Origin of the sequence: Pseudomonas sp. BR20 (genome assembly GCF_050780135.1) — a bacterium.
Classification (GTDB): Bacteria; Pseudomonadota; Gammaproteobacteria; order Pseudomonadales; family Pseudomonadaceae; genus Aquipseudomonas.
Map to the genome: position 1 here is coordinate 2565206 of NZ_CP172012.1, position 17117 is coordinate 2582322.

The following is a 17117-nucleotide window of genomic DNA, read 5'->3' on the forward strand; positions in this document are numbered from 1 at the left end:
CGCTCGGTTAGCTGAAGGTGTGTCGGCTTAATGGCAGGCTGCGAACACGCTGGCCGGTCAACTGCGCTACCGCATTGACCACGGCCGGCGCCACAGCGGGGAGCGGAGGCTCACCGATGCCGCCCATCTTCTCGCCACTCTCGACGATCTTTACGTGCACCTGCGCCATCCGTGAGGGCGGCAGGATCGGGTAAAGGTCGTAGTTGCGTGCCCGTGGCTTACCGTCCACGTACACCGCTTCCTCCAACAGGGTTTGCGATAAGCCCAGGGCCACCGCGCCATTGACCTGGGCTTGCACAATCGCCGGGTTGACGATGCTGCCGGGGTCGATGGCTTCCCAGATGTGGTGGACCCTGACCTGGCCGTTTTCAAGCGACACTTCGGCGATCACCGCCGCGTGGGAGCCAAACGGCGAGGCCATGGCCACGCCACGGGCGCGCCGGGTGCCGTCTTCGGCGGTGTAGGGGCCACGCTTCCAGCCACCGGATAACTCGCCCACGGCCTTGAGCAGGGTAGTCAGCCGTGGGTTGTCACGCAGCAGGTGCAGGCGCAGCTCATAGGGATCGCGGCTGCCTTTGTCCGCCAGCTCATCGAGGAACGCTTCGTAGAAGAAGTCATTCAGCGAATTGCCCACCGAACGCCAGTAACCGAGCATGGCCGGGCCCTTGACGTAGATCTGCGCGATGCGTTTGTTGGGGATGGCGTAGCTCTTGCCCGACAGGCCTTCAAGGGCGGTGGGGTCGAGTTTTTCGCCCTGCTTGCCGGCGATGGCCTCGGTAGGGCCTTCGGTGGCGCTCACCGCTTCGATCGCCACCGGCAGGCCGTCGGCGTCCAGTGCGGCGCGGAACTTGACCACCGCGACCGGGCGCAACACGTCACGCAGGAACTCTTCCTCACGGCTCCAGATCAGCTTGATCGGACGGCCCACCGCCTTGGCCAATGCAATGGCTTGCGGGTAAGGGCTGGCCGAGTCATACAGGAAGTGTCGGCCGAAAAAACCGCCCAGCAGCGGCGAGTGCAGGGTCACCTGCGCGGGGTCGAGCCCGGCGCGCTTGGCGATGTCGGCGCGGAACATATCGGGCGCCTGGTTGGGCAGCCAGATCTCCAGCGAACCGTCGGGGTTGAAGCGCGCCAGGGCTGACGGTGGCTCCAGCTGGGCATGGTTGAGGTATTGGTTGTGGTAGGTGGCCTCGACCTGGGTCTTGGCGTTTTTCAACGCGCCGGCCACATCGCCTTCGTTCTCGTCGTCACGGGCCGGACCTTGCTGGGCCGCGAGAAAATCGCGAAAGCCGTCGCTGGAGAAATCCGCGGGCATACCGCGCACTGTTGAGTCGGCCGTCGGTTCCTGCCAGTCGACCTGGATCGCCTCCACCGCACGCTTGGCGTGCCACCAGCGTTCGGCCACCACGGCCACCGCACCGGGCAGCACATGCACCGAGTGCACGCCTTTCATGGCTTCGACGTGCGATTGGTTACGCAGGCTGCCCACGGTCATGCCCAGGCGCGGCGCGTGCTGCACGGCGGCGTGGAGCATGCCGTCGACCTTCATGTCGATGCTGTACTGCGCCTTGCCGGTGGATTTGTCATAGGCATCCAGGCGCTTGACCGGCTTGCCGATCCAGCGGAACTGGCTCGGGTCGCGCAGGGTGATGCTGGCCGGGTCGGGCACCGGCATGTCCAGCGCACGGCCGGCCAACTCGCCGTAACCCAGGGAGCGGCCGGACGCCACGTGGACCACACGGCCGGGTTGGGTGGTCAGTTGGGCCACCGGCACACCGAGCTGCTCGGCACCGGCCTGCAACAGCATGGCGCGGGCGAGGGCGCCCAGGCGGCGCATGACCGGGTAGCTCATGCGCACCGACATGCTGCCGCCGGTGATGCGCATGCCGTTGTCCATCACCACGTAGGCCTCACCGGGTGGCGCGGCTTCGACGATAAAGGTTGCGGGGTCGGCATCCAGTTCTTCGCCGACGATCTGCGCCATGGCGGTATGGGTGCCTTGGCCGCCTTCCATAAAGGGGCTGAGCAGGCGCACCGTACCGTCCGGGCGAATCTCCAGGAACGCGGGCACCTGGGTGCCGCGTTCTGCGGCACTGGCGGCCTGTACCCGCGCCGAGCCCAGCGGCAGGCCGAAACCGATGACCAGCGCACCCACGGCCGTACTGGCCAGGAAGCGTCGACGCGACAGGTTGATCGGCTCGCCCAGGGTGATGCCAGGGATGACGGATGGCGTGTTCATCAGGCGCTCTCCTTCCCGGCGGCCAGGTCATGCATGGCGGCGTGGATGGCGTTATAGGTGCCGCAGCGGCACAGGTTGACCATGGCCGCGTCGATCTGCGCATTGGTGGGCGCGGGGGTGTGCTTGAGCAGCGCGGTGGCCGCCATCACCTGCCCGGATTGGCAGTAACCGCATTGCGCCACCTGATGCTCGACCCAGGCACTGACCACCCGCTTGCCGACTTCATCGGCTTCGATGGCCTCGATGGTGGTGATCTCACGCCCGACCACCCCGGCCACCGGCGTGACGCACGAACGCACGACATTGCCGTCCACCAGCACCGAGCAGGCGCCGCATTGGGCCAGGCCGCAGCCGTACTTGGTGCCAGTCAGCCCCAGGTCATCGCGGATCACCCACAACAACGGCGTGTCCGCGTCGGCGTCGACCTGATAGGCCTTTTGGTTGATGCGTAATTCCATGGCTGACTCACCTGCTGATCATCGGTTGGTATGGCTTGGTTCTTATAAGAAAGGCGATGGGCGCCCATTGTCGAACTCTAGATCAGGGCACAAGGGCCATCTACGAAAAAACCGAACATTCGGAGGATCAGGCAAGTATTCGAGAGGATTGAGTCAGTCAATCAAGGTGGTCGATCAACACGGGGACCAGCAGCCGATTGTTTTGGGCGGGTTTATTGATCTGGGTCAGTACAAACTCCTATTGGCTCAAGATGGCCGTCCGAGAGCGGTAGCGCCGTTTTCATGGGTGATATTATGGCGCCACTATCTTGGCGTGACAGGCGCCAGTCTGACCCATGGACATGAGGCTTTAGGGAAATGCTTAAGAACGCTCCGCTGCGTCTGAAACTGTTGTTGATTCTGCTGCTGCCCATGCTCGGGTTCCTGACCCTGGCCGGCGTGTTTGTGGTGGACAATTACAAAACGCTGCGCGACATGAACACCACGGTGATGGCCAGCGCCACCGCCCAGAAGTTGAGTCAGTTGATTACCACCTTGCAGCGTGAGCGCGGTGCCAGTGGCGTGTTCCTGGGCAGCGGCGGCAAGTCCATGGGTGATCGGATGGTGCAGATGCGCAGGGACTCCAGCGCAGCCGTCGAGGTGGTGCGCGGTTTGTCCACCTCCGGCAGTGCGAACCTGGACAACGTCCTGCGGGCCCTGGACCAGCTGCCGGCCATGCGTGGGCAGGTCGATAAACTGAGCATCAACAGCACCGAATCCGGCGCGCGTTATACCGAGATCATTCAAGTGCTGACCGGTTACACCCATTCCCTGGAAGCGAGCGTCAACAACGCGACCATCGTCTACGCGCTGGGGGCACTGAATCAATTTATCGAAATGAAAGAGCGGGCCGGGCGCGAGCGCGTGGTGCTGGGCCTGGTCTTCAGCCAAGGGCATTTCGATGAGGCGCTGTTGTCGCGCTTCAGCCGCAATCTGGGCGAGTTCGGCGCCTACTACGATGCGTTCCGGCGCAAGGCGCCCGCGGCCTCGCTGGCGCAGTTCGATACGCAAATGCAGCAAGCTGCCGCCGTCGAGGTCGGCAAGTTGCAGCGCCTGGCGTTTGAGGTGCCGATGGGCCAGGCCCTGGGGATCAAACCCGAAGCCTGGTTTGAAACCTCCACCCAGCGCATTGACCTGATGAGCCAAGTCGAGGAAGCCTTGGGCCAGAGTGTCAGCAGCCTGGCGATGCACGAGCGGGATGACGCCCGCCGCGCCCTGTGGCTGACCATTGGCGCAGTGATCGTGTCGCTGCTGGCGGTGGCGGTGTTGTCCTGGCTGATCATCCGCATGATCGATTCGGCGGTGCGCGACCTGAACCGCGTGCTCAACGACCTGGCAGCACGCGATCTCACCGCGCGGGCGACTTATGAAAGCAAGGATGAATTCGGTCAGGTCTCGCGCAACCTCAACCGCATGGCGCAAGAGATCAGTGGCGTGGTGCAGGAAATCGGCAACGCCACCGCACAGGTTGCAACGGCGGCGGAGGAGTCCTCGGCCGTGACGATGCAGACCAGCCAGAGCGTCGAGCAACAGCGTCAAAGCACCGAGCTGGTGGCCACGGCGATCAATCAAATGAGCGCCACCGTGCGCGAGGTGGCGCACAGCACCAACGATGCGGCGCAACTGTCGCAGCGGATCAATACCAGCACCACCCAAGGGCGCACCGAGATCGAAGGCACCATCACGCTGATCCGCCAGCTCTCGGGACAGGCCGAGGACACGGCGCTGATCATTGATGAACTCAAACAGGAAAGCGATGGGATTTCCTCCGTGCTGGACGTCATTCGTGGCATTGCCGAGCAAACCAACCTGCTGGCCTTGAACGCGGCCATCGAAGCGGCGCGGGCCGGGGATCATGGGCGCGGATTTGCCGTGGTGGCCTCCGAGGTGCGGGTACTTGCGCAGAAGACCCAGGAGTCCACGGGGAACATTCAGCAGATGATCAGCAACCTGCAAAGTGGTTCCGATCGCGCGAGCTCGTCCATGCAGGAGACCTTGGGCAAGGCCCAGGACGGCGCGCGCAAGGTCGAACGTGCGGGTGAGTTGCTGTTGGAAATCGCCGAAGGCGTGGCCAGTATCAGTGATCGCAACCTGCAGATCGCCTCGGCGGCTGAAGAGCAGAGCGCGGTTTCAGAAGACATCAACCGTAACGTCAACGAGATCAACGACCTGGTCATCCAAGTCAGTGCCGGCGCCGAGCAAACCGCAATCACCAGCCAGGAACTGGCGCGCCTGGCCGAGCACCAGCAGCGTCTGGTCAATCGGTTCAAGGTGGCGTGAGGCGGTGGTGAGGGGGCTTTGATCGTTCCCACGCGCAGGTGGGAACGATCAAACGCTCAATCCGTCACACAACCCTGGGGTTTTTTCCCGGCGAAACTGTCCAGCAGGCTCGCCACCACCATTTCCCCCATGCGCGTGCGGGTTTGCAGCGTCGCGCTGGCGCGGTGGGGCTGCAGCACCACTTGTTCATTGGCAAAGAGCGCTTCGGGAACATTCGGCTCGTCGACAAACACGTCCAGGGCCGCCCCCGCGATCTCACCGGCGGCCAGCGCGGCCACCAGGTCAGCCTCGTTGACCAGCTTGCCGCGTGCCACGTTGATCAAGTAGCCGTCCTTGCCCAATGCCTGCAACACCTGGGCGTTGATAATGGCTTCAGCTTGGTCGGCGGCAGCGGCCAGGATCAGCGCGTCGCTTTGGCTGGCCAACTGTTTCAGGTCGGCGATGAAGGTATGGCTCACATCGCTCATCGGCTGCAGATCGGTGTAGCAGATCGGGCAACCGAAGGCCGTCGCTCGGGTGGCGACTGCCCGCCCGACCCGACCCATGCCGACAATGCCGATGCGCATGCCGGACACCTGGCGTGCCAACGGCAAGGGCGCCAGTGGTGTCGGACTCTGTGGCCACTGGCCCGAACGCACATAGCGATCACTGCTGCACAGCCCACGGCACACGGCGATCAGCAAGCCGATGGCCAGGTCGGCGACGTCCTCGGTCAGCGCGCCGATCGTTGCGGTCACGCGGATCCCGCGATCCCGGGCATACGCCAGGTCCACCGCATCGGTGCCCACGCCATTGACCGCCACCACTTCCAATCTCGGCAGTTGCGCCATCAGCGCCTGGCTGATGCCGGTGTGCCCGCCGGTGATCACCCCGCGAATGTTCGCCCCATGTTCCTGTAAATAAGCCGGCTTATCGGCTTGCTGGAAGTAACGTCTGACGGTAAACAGCTCATCGAGCCGCGCGTTGATTTCAGGGATCAGGATCGGGCTGAGCTGCAAGACTTCTGGTTTCATTGGGAACCTCGTGTCACGGAATAAAAAGGCCGGTTTAACCGCGACCGGCAAACGGCATGGCGCTGGCCATGACGGTCATGTTCAGGACGTTCGCTTCCAGGGGCAGCGCGGCGATGTAGCGCACGGCATCGGCCACGTGCTTGACGTCGACCATCGGCTCCACGGCGATGGTGCCGTTGGCCTGGCGTACGCCTTTGGTCATGCGCACCGACATGTCGGTCAAGGCGTTGCCGATGTCGATCTGGCTGCAGGCAATGTTGAATTCGCGCCCGTCCAGGGCCAGGGATTTGGTCAGCCCCAGCACTGCATGTTTGCTGGCGGTGTAGGCGCTGCTGAAAGGCCGTGGGGTATGCGCCGAAATCGAGCCGTTATTGATGATGCGTCCACCCTGTGGCTGTTGACGGCGCATCTGCCCGAAGGCGCCACGGGCGCAGAGGAAAACCCCATTGAGGTTGGTATCGATCACGTTGCGCCACTGCTCGAAAGTCAGTTCATCCAACGGCACGGCAGGGGCATTGACCCCGGCGTTGTTGAACACCACATCGAGACGTCCATACACCTCGGCAATCGTTGCAAACAGCGCGTCGACACTGGCCGGGTCGCGCACATCAGTGGGGACGGCCAAGGCTTCGTGGCCCTTGCTGGCCGCCAACTCGGCCAAGGCCTGCAACGGCTCCGGCCGGCGCCCGGCCAGTACCAGGGTGAAACCGTCCGCCATCAAGCCCAGGGCCACGGCGCGGCCGATTCCGCTGCCGGCGCCGGTGACCAGGGCCACCTTCAAAAGATTCGACATGGTGTTATCTCCTTTTTCCATTCACGGGTAGGTGTGCTGGGTTCAAGCGCGCTGGCCGACGCGCATTTCGAGTTGGCCGATGCCGTCGATCCCGGCGTTGATGAGATCGCCCGGTTGCAGCACATCGACGCCCGCCGGGCTGCCGGTCATGATCAGGTCACCGGCCCGCAGCGATACCGACTGGGAGATCCGACTGATGATCTCGCTGACCGACCAGATCTGGCTGTCGAGACTGTCACGCTGGCGCTCCTGACCATTGACGTTGAGCCACAACTCGCCGCTCGGATGCCCGGCGTGAGTCACCGGCACAATGGCGGTCATGGGCGCGGCGCCGTCGAACACCTTGGCGCCTTCCCAGGGCAGGCCCTGGCTTTTGGCTGCGCGCTGCACATCGCGGCGGGTCAGGTCCAGGCCGGCGGCATAGCCCCACACATAGGCCAGCGCCTGGCTCTCAGGAATATGAGCGCCACCCTCACCGATGGCCACGACCAATTCGATTTCGTGGGCAAACTCTTCGGTCAACGGCGGGAACGTCACTTCACCGGTCGCGTCCACCACGCTGCTCGCGGGCTTCATGAAGAACACCGGCGGCTGGCGGGACTGGCCTTGGGTATCCGGCCACGGGTAGTTGCGGCCGACGCAAAATACCCGGCCGACGGGAAAGCGCTGCGGGCTGCCGGCAACCGGCAAGGTGACGGGCAGATCGGGGGTAAACACATACTCGGTCATGGTCATTTTTATCAGTGTCCTGTTGGAAGCCGCAGCCTACGGCGGCATTCATGGGTGAAGTTGGACGATTGCGGCCTGGTGTTGGAGAAAAACATGTTGTTGACTCAGCGCGCCTTGAGTTCGATGCGGTACAAGCGGCCAAGCAACAACGAGTAAGACAAGGTACCAATCAGCGCGACACCGCCGATAAACCAGAACGCGTAGGCAAACGAGCCTGTCGCGTGAACGATGCCGCCGATCACGATCGGGGTGACGATCCCGCCGATATTGGCGGCCAGACTGGTGATCCCTCCGGTCAGGCCGATCAGCTCCTTCGGTGCCACTTCCGATACGGCGGCCCACGACGACGACGCGATGCCCTGGGCAAAGAAGGCAATGGTCAGTACCGCGATGCAGATCACGTTCGAGTCGGTGAAATTGACCAGCACAATCGACATGCCCAGCATCGAGCCGACTACCAGGGGCAACTTGCGCGCGAAGGACATTGAGTAACCACGGCGTATCAGCAGGTCGGAGACGATGCCGGCCAATAGAATGCCGACGGTAGCGCCCACGAACGGCAGCACCGCGAAGATCCCGGCCTTGATCATGGTCAACTTGCGCTCTTCGATCAGGTACGTCGGGAACCAGGTCAGGAAGAAGTACAGCGCCGAGGTACTGGCGAACTTGCCGATGCAAATGGCCCATATCTGCCGGTAGCTGAACAGCTCGGTGATCTGCCGCCAATTGAAGCGGGTGCGCTCCTGGCTGCTCTTGACCAGCCCACCGCCGCCTTCGATGTACTTCAATTCTTCCGGGCTGACGCGCTTGCAGCTCAACGGGTCGCGGTACAGGTACAGCCAGGCCACGCCGAACACGATGCCGAGTAACCCTGTGCTGTAGAACACATGGCGCCAGTCATAAGTGGTGGCCAGCCATAGCAGCAGGCCGGTAAACAGGGCCGTGCCCAGGTACTGGCCGCACACATAGATGCTGCTGGCCATGCCGCGTTCGCGGGCCGGGAACCACACCGTCACTGCCCGGCTGTTGGCTGGAAACGCCGGTGCTTCCATGGCACCGACGGCCAGGCGCAAGCCGAATAACGATGCAAACCCTGTGGCGAAGCCCTGACACACGGTCACGGTTGACCAACTGATCAGCGACACGCCGTAGGTGAGCCGGGAGCCGAAGCGGTCGGCCACAAAGCCTGCAGGCACCAGGGCGAGGGCATAAGTCCAGGCAAACGCGGAGAAAACCAGGCCCATTTCGATCTTGTCCAGGCCCAGGTCCTTGGCCATGAACGGTGCCGCAATCGAGATGTTCACGCGGTCGATGTAATTGATGATGGTTGCAATCAGCAGCAACGACAGCATGAACCAGCGACGCCGGGTCGGCAGCCGCTGGGGCAGGACGGCGTCCCGTACGCCGGCACTCACCGACGGCGCGGTGGACGGGGAGAGGTGCGAGTTCGACATGGGTAGACCTTTTTATTGTCAGGTAAATCGTGAAGTTCGCGCGCAGCCGAAGCCGATGCCCCCAGTGCTGGGGCAGAGCAATCGCTGCATTAATGGGAGGCGCGGACAGCCGCTGTCAGGCGCTCAGAAATGCCTTCGCACGGGACGAGTCGGGGGAGGGGGGATATGGCAAAAAAGCAGGTTCATGGGGTGCGCACCTTTTGATTGTTTTTGGATGGTTCGGGCTGCATGGGTGATTACAGTGGTCGTACAACATTCCAAAATCAACGCGTGCGTTAGATCGTTTTTTCTTTATGAAAAGGCCTTGAATGCAGGAGTCCAAGAAAAAACGCATCAACCTGTTCCGCTAAAAACTCTGTATTTTTTCAATAATTTATTGTTTTTTAAGGATTAATTATTTTCTGGTGCGCACGGTTTTTTTGGACACAGAAAATCGCCAACGCAGGTGAAAATAATGCGTCACACCCGGCCGTCATCAGATGACATGTTGAAGCCGCGCCGGTCCGCCTGCACAATCACCCCGACCCTGTACCTGTCGAGGAGCCTGGCAATGTCATCACCCAGTCGAGTCCCCACTTACGTCATGCAGCAACGCAGCGAGTTGACCGACTTTTACATCCGCGACAAAAAAGGTCGTCGCGCAGAAACCAGCCCCCACCGCCATGAGTATTTCCAGATTCAGGTCAATCTGGGTGGCGACACTGTGCAGCACATCGGCAATGCCGAACGGCCGTTTCCGCGCAATGCGCTGGCTTTCATCCTGCCGCATCGGGTGCATGTGATTCCCCATCCGGCAGACAGCAACTTCATTGTGATCAATTTCTCCCAGACCTTCCTGCTGCCGCATTTGCAGTGCGACCCGATGGATCTGGAAGAGGTCTCGATCCTGCTGGCGCCCGAGTTGTCACCGTTCCGCTTCCAGGAGCATCTGGATTTCATCCTCGGCGATGAGGACTTCGGCATCGTCTGTGGCTTGATCGAACAGATGCGCGCCCTGGATGAAAACCGCCAGTTTGGTACTCGCGAGATGCTCAAGGGATTGTTGCTGCAATTGGTAGGGCGCGTGTGCGCGTTGTATGCCGAACCGCTCAAGCACTTGGCCGAAGAGAATGCCGCCGAACTCAGTCGGCGCGATGCACTGAGCAGAATGTCTGAATACCTGCGCAAGAATATTGCAGACCCCGATCTGAACCTGATCAAGGTGGCGGCGGCGACTTACCTGTCACCGACCTACCTGACGCATTGGTTGCGCAAGGAAATCGGCAAGACCTTTACGGAGTTGGTGCTTGAGCGCCGGATGCACGCGGCGCGCAATTATTTGCTCAATGGCACACGACCGGTGGGTGAGGTGGCCAGGTTGTGCGGTTTCGCCGACGAGGCGTATTTCTCCCGACGTTTTCGCCAGATACACGGCCAGCCACCCGGGCAATTCAGGCGCCAGCAGCTCAACCCTGACACGCCGCAATCACCCACCGGCACCTGAGTCGGCATGCGCCGTCAGTCCGCCCACCCGTCACGCACCGCACTGCGAATCCCCTCCAGCAACATCGCGAATGCCGGGTTGTCATTGTTCTCGCGCCAGATCAGGTGCAGTTCACTCTGGGCGCCTTCGCCCAGGTCGATATCGCGAAACACCACGTTCTTGAACACCACGCTGCTGGCGCAACGCGGTACCAACGCCAAGCCCATGCCGGCGTTGACCAGGGCCAGGATGGTCAGGGACGAGCCCAGCCACTGCACATATTCGGGGGCGACACGGGCCGAGCGCAGCAGGCCGGTGAGCAGTTCGTTGAACGGCGGGTAGGCCGCATGGGCATACATCAGGAAGGGCTGGGCGTCGAGGTCGTGGACACTGACGCTGTTGGCGCTGGCCAGTCGATGGCTGCTCGGCACCGCCAGCACGAAGGGCTCGCGCACCAGGCATTCGGTGGCATAACCGGGTTCCAGCAGGGGCGCACGGACGATGCCCAGGTCGATGCGGCGCGCACGCAGGGCTTCGTATTGCTGGTAGGTGTTCATCTCTGAGAGGTCGATCCTGACCTGGGGCTGCTTGAGCCGTGCCTCGGCGATGACCCTGGGCAAAAACTCATACACCGCGCTGCCGACGAAGCTGATATTCACCGTTCCGATATCGCCCTCGGCAAAGCGCCGTGCGGTTACGGCTGCCTGCTGGGCCCGTTCCAGCAGGTTCTGGGCCTCGATAAAAAACGCCCGCCCCGCGGCAGTGAGCGCAACGCTGCGGGTGGTGCGGGTAAACAGCTCCACGCCCAGATGATGTTCCAGTAATTGGATCTGCCGGCTGAGGGGCGGCTGGGTCATGTTCAGGCGTTCAGCGGCGCGGCGAAAATTCAGCTCGGTGGCTACGGTGGTGAAGCAGCGCAGTTGCGTCAGTTCGAACATTGATCTAATCCAGGTATCAATCGAATGCCAAGTTAGATTAGACGGGAACAATCCCCGGCGTCCATCATCGGAGCGTCCCTAAAAAAACAATGATTGGGAGTTGCCCTTGGATACCGTCCAGAATCCGCCCGACCCGCGCGTGCTCGCCCGCGCAGCCGCTAAGGTCAAGCGCCATGTACTGCCGTTGTTCGTGGTGATGTTCATCGTTAATTACATCGATCGGGTCAATATCGGCTTTGTGCGCAGCCATATGGAGACCGACCTGGGCATTGGCGCTGCCGCGTATGGCCTGGGTGCCGGGCTGTTTTTCATCGGTTACGCGATCTTCGAGGTGCCGTCCAACCTGCTGCTGCAGCGCTACGGCGCACGGGCCTGGTTGACGCGCATCATGTTCACCTGGGGCGCGGCCGCGATGGCCATGGCCTTTGTCCAAGGCGAAACCAGCTTCTATATCCTGCGTTTCGTGCTCGGCGCGGCCGAAGCCGGTTTTTTCCCCGGCATCATCTACTACTTCACCCAATGGCTGCCGGCCGCCGAGCGCGGTAAGGCGATGGCGATTTTCCTCAGCGGTTCGGCCATCGCCTCGGTGATTTCCGGGCCGGTGTCGGGGGCGTTGCTCAACGTCAGCGGCTTGAGCCTGCATGGCTGGCAGTGGATGTTCCTGATCGAGGGCTTTGCCTCCATCCTGTTGTGCGGGTTTGTGTGGTTCTGGTTGCAGTCTCACCCCCATCAGGCCAGGTGGCTCAGCGACGAAGAAAAACACGCGCTGGTGACGGCCATCGCGCTTGAGCAAACGGCCCGCGAAGCCACCCATAGCGTGCGGCCGTCGATGTTCAAACTGCTGGCCGACAAGCAGATCGCGCTGTTCTGCTTTATCTACTTTTCCATCGCCCTGACCATCTACGGTGCCACGTTCTGGCTGCCGAGCATGATCAAGAAAATGGGCAACCTGGGCGACTTCCAGGTGGGGTTGTTCAACTCGATTCCGTGGTTGATTTCCATCGTCGCCATGTATGGGTTCGCCGCCTTGGCCAGCAAGTGGAAACACCAGCAGGCGTGGGTGGCGCTGATGCTGGTGATCGCCGCCGTCGGCATGTTCATGTCCACCATGGGCGGGCCGGTGTTTGCGTTTGTCGCCATCTGTTTTGCCGCGATTGGCTTCAAGGCTGCTTCCGCGCTGTTCTGGCCGATTCCCCAGGGTTACCTGGATGCGCGCGTCGCCGCGGCGGTGATTGCCTTGATCAACTCAGTCGGCAACCTCGGCGGTTTTGTTGCACCCACCACCTTCGGCCTGCTGGAGCAGACCACCGGCTCGATTGAAGGCGGGCTCTACGGCCTGGCCGCGACCTCGCTGGTGGCCGCGGTGGTGGTGTTTTTTGCGCGCACCGCACCACGGCCCGGTGTGCCGCCCACCTCCAAACCGACTAATCATCATCACGCCTTGCGTCCAGGCCCACAGGGAGCCGCCTCTTGAAAATCGTCCGAGTCACCGTCACCCCCATCGCGTTTCGCGACCCGCCGCTGCTCAACGCCAGCGGTATCCACGAAGCCTTTGCCCTGCGCTCGATCATCGAAATCGAGAGCGACACCGGCTACATCGGCCTTGGCGAAAGCTACGGCGATGCCCCGGCGCTGGCGATCCAGCAACAGGTCAAGGACCAACTGATCGGCCTCGACCCGTTCAACCTCAACCACCTGCGCGCGATCGTGCAGGCTACCGTGGCGGCGCACAAACCCGCGAGCATTGCCGGCGCCGAACTGGCCCCCGGTTCCCATGCGAGCAAGGCGGTGAGCAATGCCTATTCGGCGTTCGAGGTGGCGTTTCTCGACCTGCAGGCGCACTCATTGAATGTGCCGCTGGTGGACCTGCTGGGCGGCGCGATCCGCGACCAGATCCCGTTCAGCGCCTACCTGTTCTTCAAGTACGCCGAGCACATCGACTCGCCCTATAAACCCGACAGCTGGGGCGAAGCCCTCAACGAAGTACAGATCGTCGCCCAGGCGCGGCGGATGATCGAAACCTATGGCTTCAAAAGCATCAAGCTCAAGGCCGGTGCGCTGGATCCTGAACATGAAGTGGCGTGCATCAAGGCCTTGAAAAAGGCCTTCCCGGGCGTGCCGCTGCGCATCGACCCCAATGGCAACTGGTCCCTGGAAACCTCGATCCGCATGGCCGAACTGCTCGGCGACGACCTGCAGTATTACGAAGACCCGACCCCCGGCCTGGAAGGCATGGCCGAGTTGCACACACGCACCGGCTTGCCCCTGGCGACCAACATGGTGGTCACCGATTTTGACGAGTTCCGCCGCAGCGTGGCCCTGAACAGCGTGCAGATCGTACTCGCCGACCATCACTACTGGGGCGGCCTGCGCGACACCCAGGTATTGGCGAAGATGTGCCAGACCTTTGGCCTGGGCGTGTCGATGCACTCCAACTCACACTTGGGCATCAGCCTGATGGCCATGGCCCACGTGGCCGCGTCGGTGCCCAACCTCGACTATGCCTGCGACACTCACTACCCGTGGCAAGAACCGGACGAAGAAGTGATCAAGGGCGGCAAACTGCCGATCGTCGACGGCTGCGTGAAGATCACCCGCGCACCGGGGCTGGGCCTGGAACTGGACCATGATCAACTGGGCAAGCTGCATGACCAGTACCTTACCTGCGGCATTCGCCAGCGTGACGACGTGAAGCAGATGCAGCGCTATCAACCGGATTGGAAGACCGTCAAACCGCGTTACTGAAGCTGGTCGCTTCGTTTTGCCCGGTGACCTGCGTCACCGGGTTTTTTTTCAGGTGAAATCTTCTTCGAAATGCTCATGCTCGCCGCGTGTCTCCCCCTGGCGTCGCACCACCTCCATCTGCCGCAGTTCCACCCGGCGGATTTTCCCGGAAATGGTCTTGGGCAACTCACTGACAAACTCGATCCGCCGCACCCGCTTGTACGGCGCCAGATGTTCACGGGCGAAGGCGAGGATGTGCGCGGCCAGTTCGGCGCTGCCGGGGGCATCATGGGCCAATATCAGGAAGGCTTTAGGCACTGCCAGGCGCAACGGATCGGGGCTGGGCACCACGGCCACCTCCATCACCGCCGGGTGTTCGATCAGTGCGCTCTCCAGTTCGAAGGGGCTGATACGGTAGTCGGAAGCCTTGAACACATCGTCGGCGCGCCCGACAAAGGTGATGTAGCCGTCGGCGTCGATCTGCGCGGTGTCGCCGGTGCGGTAGTAACCGTCGCGCATTACCTCGGCGGTTTTCTCCGGGCTGTCTTCGTAGCCGAGCATCAGGCCCAGTGGGCGCACCTCAAGGGGCAGGGCGACTTCGCCCTCGGTGCCTGGCACGCCGTCGGCGTCCAGCAGGGCCACCTGGTAGCCCGGCAATGGGCGACCCATGGACCCTGGCTTGAGCAACTGGCCCGGCGTATTGCCCACCAACGCGGTGGTTTCCGACTGGCCAAAGCCATCGCGCAGCGGCAGGCCCCAGGCCTGTTGGATCTGCTCGATGATCTCCGGATTCAGCGGTTCACCGGCGCCCACCAGTTCGCGCAGGTTCAGGCGTGTTTTGTAGCTGGCCAGGTCTTCCTGGATCAGCATGCGCCACACCGTGGGCGGGGCGCACAGGCTGGTCACCCGGTACTGCTCCAGCGCGCCGAGCAACGCCTGGGCACTGAACCGCGCGACGTTATGGATAAAGATGCAGGCGCCGGCATTCCACGGTGCGAACAGGCAACTCCAGGCATGCTTGGCCCAGCCCGGCGAGGAGATGTTCAAGTGCAGGTCGCCGGGTTGCAGGCCGATCCAGTACATCGTGGACAGATGGCCGACCGGGTAGCTCTGGTGGCTGTGCAGCACCATCTTCGGTTTTGAAGTGGTACCGGAGGTGAAATACAGCAGCATCGGGTCTGTGGCCAAGGTACGGCCCTCGGCCTCGAACCGCTCGGGGTACTCGAAGGCGGCGCTGTGCGCGGCCCAACCAGCGGGCGCCGCCCCCACGCAGACGCGACTGCAACCCTCACCCAGGCCCTCGAACTTGCCGACATGCGCCGCGCCGACCACCAGGTGGCGTACCTGGCCCCGTTCGATGCGGTCGTGCAGGTCAACGGGGTTGAGCAGGGCGGTGGCGGGGATCACCACCGCGCCGAGCTTGAAGGCCGCCAGCATGGTTTCCCACAGTGCCACATCGTTGCCGAGCATCAGCAGCACGCGCTCGCCACGCCGCACACCGAGGGCGCGCAGGTGGTTGGCGACCTGGTTGGAGCGCGCGGCCAGTTGCTGGAAGCTGTAGCGCTGCTCGCTGCCGTCCTCTTCGACGATCCACAGCGCGTCGGCGGCATTGCCCTCGGCCATGGCATCGAAGTAATCCAGGGCCCAGTTGAAGGCGTCCAGTTGCGGCCAGCGGAAGTCGCGGGCGGCGGTGGCGTAGTCGGTGCGGTGCGCGAGCAGAAAATCTCGGGCAGCCAGGAAGGACTGGGTCATGGTCGGTGTCCTTAATTATTGTTGTGGGGACTGACCCCCTCGGGTGCACCGAGAGGCTGGACCGAGTATAGGCACGCATAAATAAGAGCAAAACGCTCAAAAACACCGGAGCGTTGTGCAAAAAAGTCATGGGCGACAAGGGCTGGCGAGTGGTGATTGACGGTTGATACGTAAAAGTCCAGTATGGAATTATAAGTACAAGATGCCCGCTCCAGCTTTTTCTTCACTCTTGCCAAACCAACAACAACTTGCGAGACACGACCATGAAGAAACTCTCCCTCATCAGCGCCCTGGCCTTGGGCCTGATCGCCTCCAGCCAGTTGCTGGCCGCCGAGAAAACCCTGCGTATCGGCATCGAAGCGGCTTATCCACCGTTTGCGTCCAAGACCGAAGAGGGCAAGATCGTCGGCTTCGACTACGACATCGGCAATGCGCTGTGTGCGCAGATGAAGGTCAAGTGCGTGTGGGTCGAAGGTGAATTCGACGGCCTGATTCCTTCCCTCAAGGTGAAGAAAATCGACATGGCCTTGTCGTCCATGACCATCAATGAAGATCGCAAGAAGTCGGTGGATTTCTCCCACAAGTACTACTTCACCTCGTCGCGCCTGGTGATGAAGGACGGTGCCGTGGTGGACGACCAATACGCCAGCCTCAAAGGCAAGACGGTAGGTGTGCAGCGCGCCACCACCACCGACCGTTATGCCACCGAGGTGTTTGAACCCAAGGGCATCAACGTCAAGCGCTACAGCAATAACGAAGAGATCTACATGGACCTGGCGGCAGGCCGGCTGGATGCGATCTTTGCCGATACCATTCCCTTGAATGACTTTTTGCAGATGCCACGCGGCCAGGGCTATGGGTTTGTCGGCCCGGAACTCAAGGACCCGAAATACGTGGGCGAGGGCGCCGGGATCGCGGTGCGCAAAGGCAATACTGCGCTGGTCGGTGAACTGAACAGCGCCATCGATGGCATTCGCGCCAGTGGGGAATACCAGAAGATTTCACAGCAGTACTTCAAGGCCGATATCTACGGCGATTGAGCGTCCTACGCGGGCAAAATGTGGGAGGGGGCTTGCCCCGATGGCGGTGGGTCAGTTACACCCGCCGACGTTGCCTGCACGCGCACAAGCGTGCAGGCTCCTGCAGGTCAACGCCGGCAACCACTCGTCGCCACTGTCAATTCTAACAGCTAGACGCCCCTCCCCACCGGGTGTCTGATTTTCCTTGCCTGAACGC

The 17117-nt window shown here is 62.1% G+C and carries 13 protein-coding genes; 5 read left to right on the plus strand and 8 right to left on the minus strand.

Going from position 1 to position 17117, the window contains the following annotated elements:
* Positions 1-7: 7 nt before the first annotated feature.
* Both ACHPFG_RS11795 and ACHPFG_RS11800 read right to left on the minus strand, forming a co-directional pair.
* Positions 8-2239 (minus strand): molybdopterin cofactor-binding domain-containing protein, encoded by a 2232-nt coding sequence (locus ACHPFG_RS11795; protein WP_431702580.1) that lies wholly within the window; start codon positions 2237-2239, stop codon positions 8-10.
* Positions 2239-2697, minus strand: a complete 459-nt coding sequence (locus tag ACHPFG_RS11800; RefSeq protein ID WP_090402472.1) for a (2Fe-2S)-binding protein — start codon at positions 2695-2697, stop codon at positions 2239-2241. The genes ACHPFG_RS11795 and ACHPFG_RS11800 overlap by 1 nt, the downstream gene beginning before the upstream one ends.
* A 411-nt stretch (positions 2698-3108) precedes the next feature.
* Here ACHPFG_RS11800 and ACHPFG_RS11805 point away from each other — a divergent pair, with 411 nt between their 5' ends.
* Complete coding sequence (locus ACHPFG_RS11805; protein WP_431703465.1) at positions 3109-5016, plus strand: methyl-accepting chemotaxis protein; 1908 nt, start codon at positions 3109-3111, stop codon at positions 5014-5016.
* Between the two features lie 56 nt (positions 5017-5072).
* Here the strand turns inward: ACHPFG_RS11805 and ACHPFG_RS11810 are convergent, their stop codons facing one another.
* The 4 genes from ACHPFG_RS11810 to ACHPFG_RS11825 form a co-directional block, all read right to left on the minus strand.
* Positions 5073-6029 carry a 2-hydroxyacid dehydrogenase gene (locus ACHPFG_RS11810; protein WP_431702582.1) on the minus strand — a complete coding sequence of 319 codons (957 nt, stop codon included), beginning with the start codon at positions 6027-6029 and terminating at the stop codon, positions 5073-5075.
* A gap of 34 nt (positions 6030-6063) precedes the next feature.
* Positions 6064-6822, minus strand: a complete 759-nt coding sequence (locus ACHPFG_RS11815) for an SDR family oxidoreductase (protein ID WP_431702584.1) — start codon at positions 6820-6822, stop codon at positions 6064-6066.
* 42 nt (positions 6823-6864) lie between these two features.
* Positions 6865-7557, minus strand: coding sequence for a fumarylacetoacetate hydrolase family protein (locus ACHPFG_RS11820; protein ID WP_431702586.1), 693 nt, complete (start codon positions 7555-7557; stop codon positions 6865-6867).
* A 98-nt stretch (positions 7558-7655) separates the two neighbouring features.
* Complete coding sequence (locus tag ACHPFG_RS11825) at positions 7656-9005, minus strand: MFS transporter (RefSeq protein ID WP_431702588.1); 1350 nt, start codon at positions 9003-9005, stop codon at positions 7656-7658.
* A gap of 550 nt (positions 9006-9555) precedes the next feature.
* On the opposite strand from ACHPFG_RS11825, the gene ACHPFG_RS11830 reads away from it, so the two are divergent.
* Positions 9556-10488 (plus strand): helix-turn-helix transcriptional regulator, encoded by a 933-nt coding sequence (locus ACHPFG_RS11830; RefSeq protein ID WP_281113064.1) that lies wholly within the window; start codon positions 9556-9558, stop codon positions 10486-10488.
* 14 nt (positions 10489-10502) lie between these two features.
* Here the strand turns inward: ACHPFG_RS11830 and ACHPFG_RS11835 are convergent, their stop codons facing one another.
* Positions 10503-11405, minus strand: coding sequence for a LysR family transcriptional regulator (locus ACHPFG_RS11835; protein WP_431702591.1), 903 nt, complete (start codon positions 11403-11405; stop codon positions 10503-10505).
* Between the two features lie 106 nt (positions 11406-11511).
* On the opposite strand from ACHPFG_RS11835, the gene ACHPFG_RS11840 reads away from it, so the two are divergent.
* Positions 11512-12879 (plus strand): MFS transporter, encoded by a 1368-nt coding sequence (locus ACHPFG_RS11840; protein ID WP_431702593.1) that lies wholly within the window; start codon positions 11512-11514, stop codon positions 12877-12879.
* Positions 12876-14150 (plus strand): glucarate dehydratase family protein, encoded by a 1275-nt coding sequence (locus tag ACHPFG_RS11845; RefSeq protein WP_431702595.1) that lies wholly within the window; start codon positions 12876-12878, stop codon positions 14148-14150. The genes ACHPFG_RS11840 and ACHPFG_RS11845 overlap by 4 nt, the downstream gene beginning before the upstream one ends.
* Positions 14151-14198: 48 nt before the next feature.
* On the opposite strand, the gene ACHPFG_RS11850 is transcribed toward ACHPFG_RS11845, so the two are convergent.
* Positions 14199-15881, minus strand: a complete 1683-nt coding sequence (locus ACHPFG_RS11850; RefSeq protein WP_431702597.1) for an AMP-binding protein — start codon at positions 15879-15881, stop codon at positions 14199-14201.
* Between the two features lie 263 nt (positions 15882-16144).
* On the opposite strand from ACHPFG_RS11850, the gene ACHPFG_RS11855 reads away from it, so the two are divergent.
* Positions 16145-16921: an ABC transporter substrate-binding protein gene (locus tag ACHPFG_RS11855; protein ID WP_431702599.1), complete on the plus strand. Its 777-nt coding sequence runs from the start codon at positions 16145-16147 to the stop codon at positions 16919-16921.
* Positions 16922-17117: the final 196 nt, after the last annotated feature.

Excerpts from the sequence above, each read along its gene's own strand:
- ACHPFG_RS11810 (WP_431702582.1), bottom strand. The coding sequence starts at position 6,029 with ATGAAACCAGAAGTCTTGCAGCTCAGCCCGATCCTGATCCCTGAAATC.
- ACHPFG_RS11835 (WP_431702591.1), bottom strand. The coding sequence starts at position 11,405 with ATGTTCGAACTGACGCAACTGCGCTGCTTCACCACCGTAGCCACCGAG.
- ACHPFG_RS11815 (WP_431702584.1), bottom strand. The coding sequence starts at position 6,822 with ATGTCGAATCTTTTGAAGGTGGCCCTGGTCACCGGCGCCGGCAGCGGA.
- ACHPFG_RS11850 (WP_431702597.1), bottom strand. The coding sequence starts at position 15,881 with ATGACCCAGTCCTTCCTGGCTGCCCGAGATTTTCTGCTCGCGCACCGC.
- ACHPFG_RS11805 (WP_431703465.1), top strand. The coding sequence starts at position 3,109 with ATGCTCGGGTTCCTGACCCTGGCCGGCGTGTTTGTGGTGGACAATTAC.
- ACHPFG_RS11800 (WP_090402472.1), bottom strand. The coding sequence starts at position 2,697 with ATGGAATTACGCATCAACCAAAAGGCCTATCAGGTCGACGCCGACGCG.
- ACHPFG_RS11855 (WP_431702599.1), top strand. The coding sequence starts at position 16,145 with ATGAAGAAACTCTCCCTCATCAGCGCCCTGGCCTTGGGCCTGATCGCC.
- ACHPFG_RS11825 (WP_431702588.1), bottom strand. The coding sequence starts at position 9,005 with ATGTCGAACTCGCACCTCTCCCCGTCCACCGCGCCGTCGGTGAGTGCC.
- ACHPFG_RS11830 (WP_281113064.1), top strand. The coding sequence starts at position 9,556 with ATGTCATCACCCAGTCGAGTCCCCACTTACGTCATGCAGCAACGCAGC.
- ACHPFG_RS11795 (WP_431702580.1), bottom strand. The coding sequence starts at position 2,239 with ATGAACACGCCATCCGTCATCCCTGGCATCACCCTGGGCGAGCCGATC.
- ACHPFG_RS11820 (WP_431702586.1), bottom strand. The coding sequence starts at position 7,557 with ATGACCATGACCGAGTATGTGTTTACCCCCGATCTGCCCGTCACCTTG.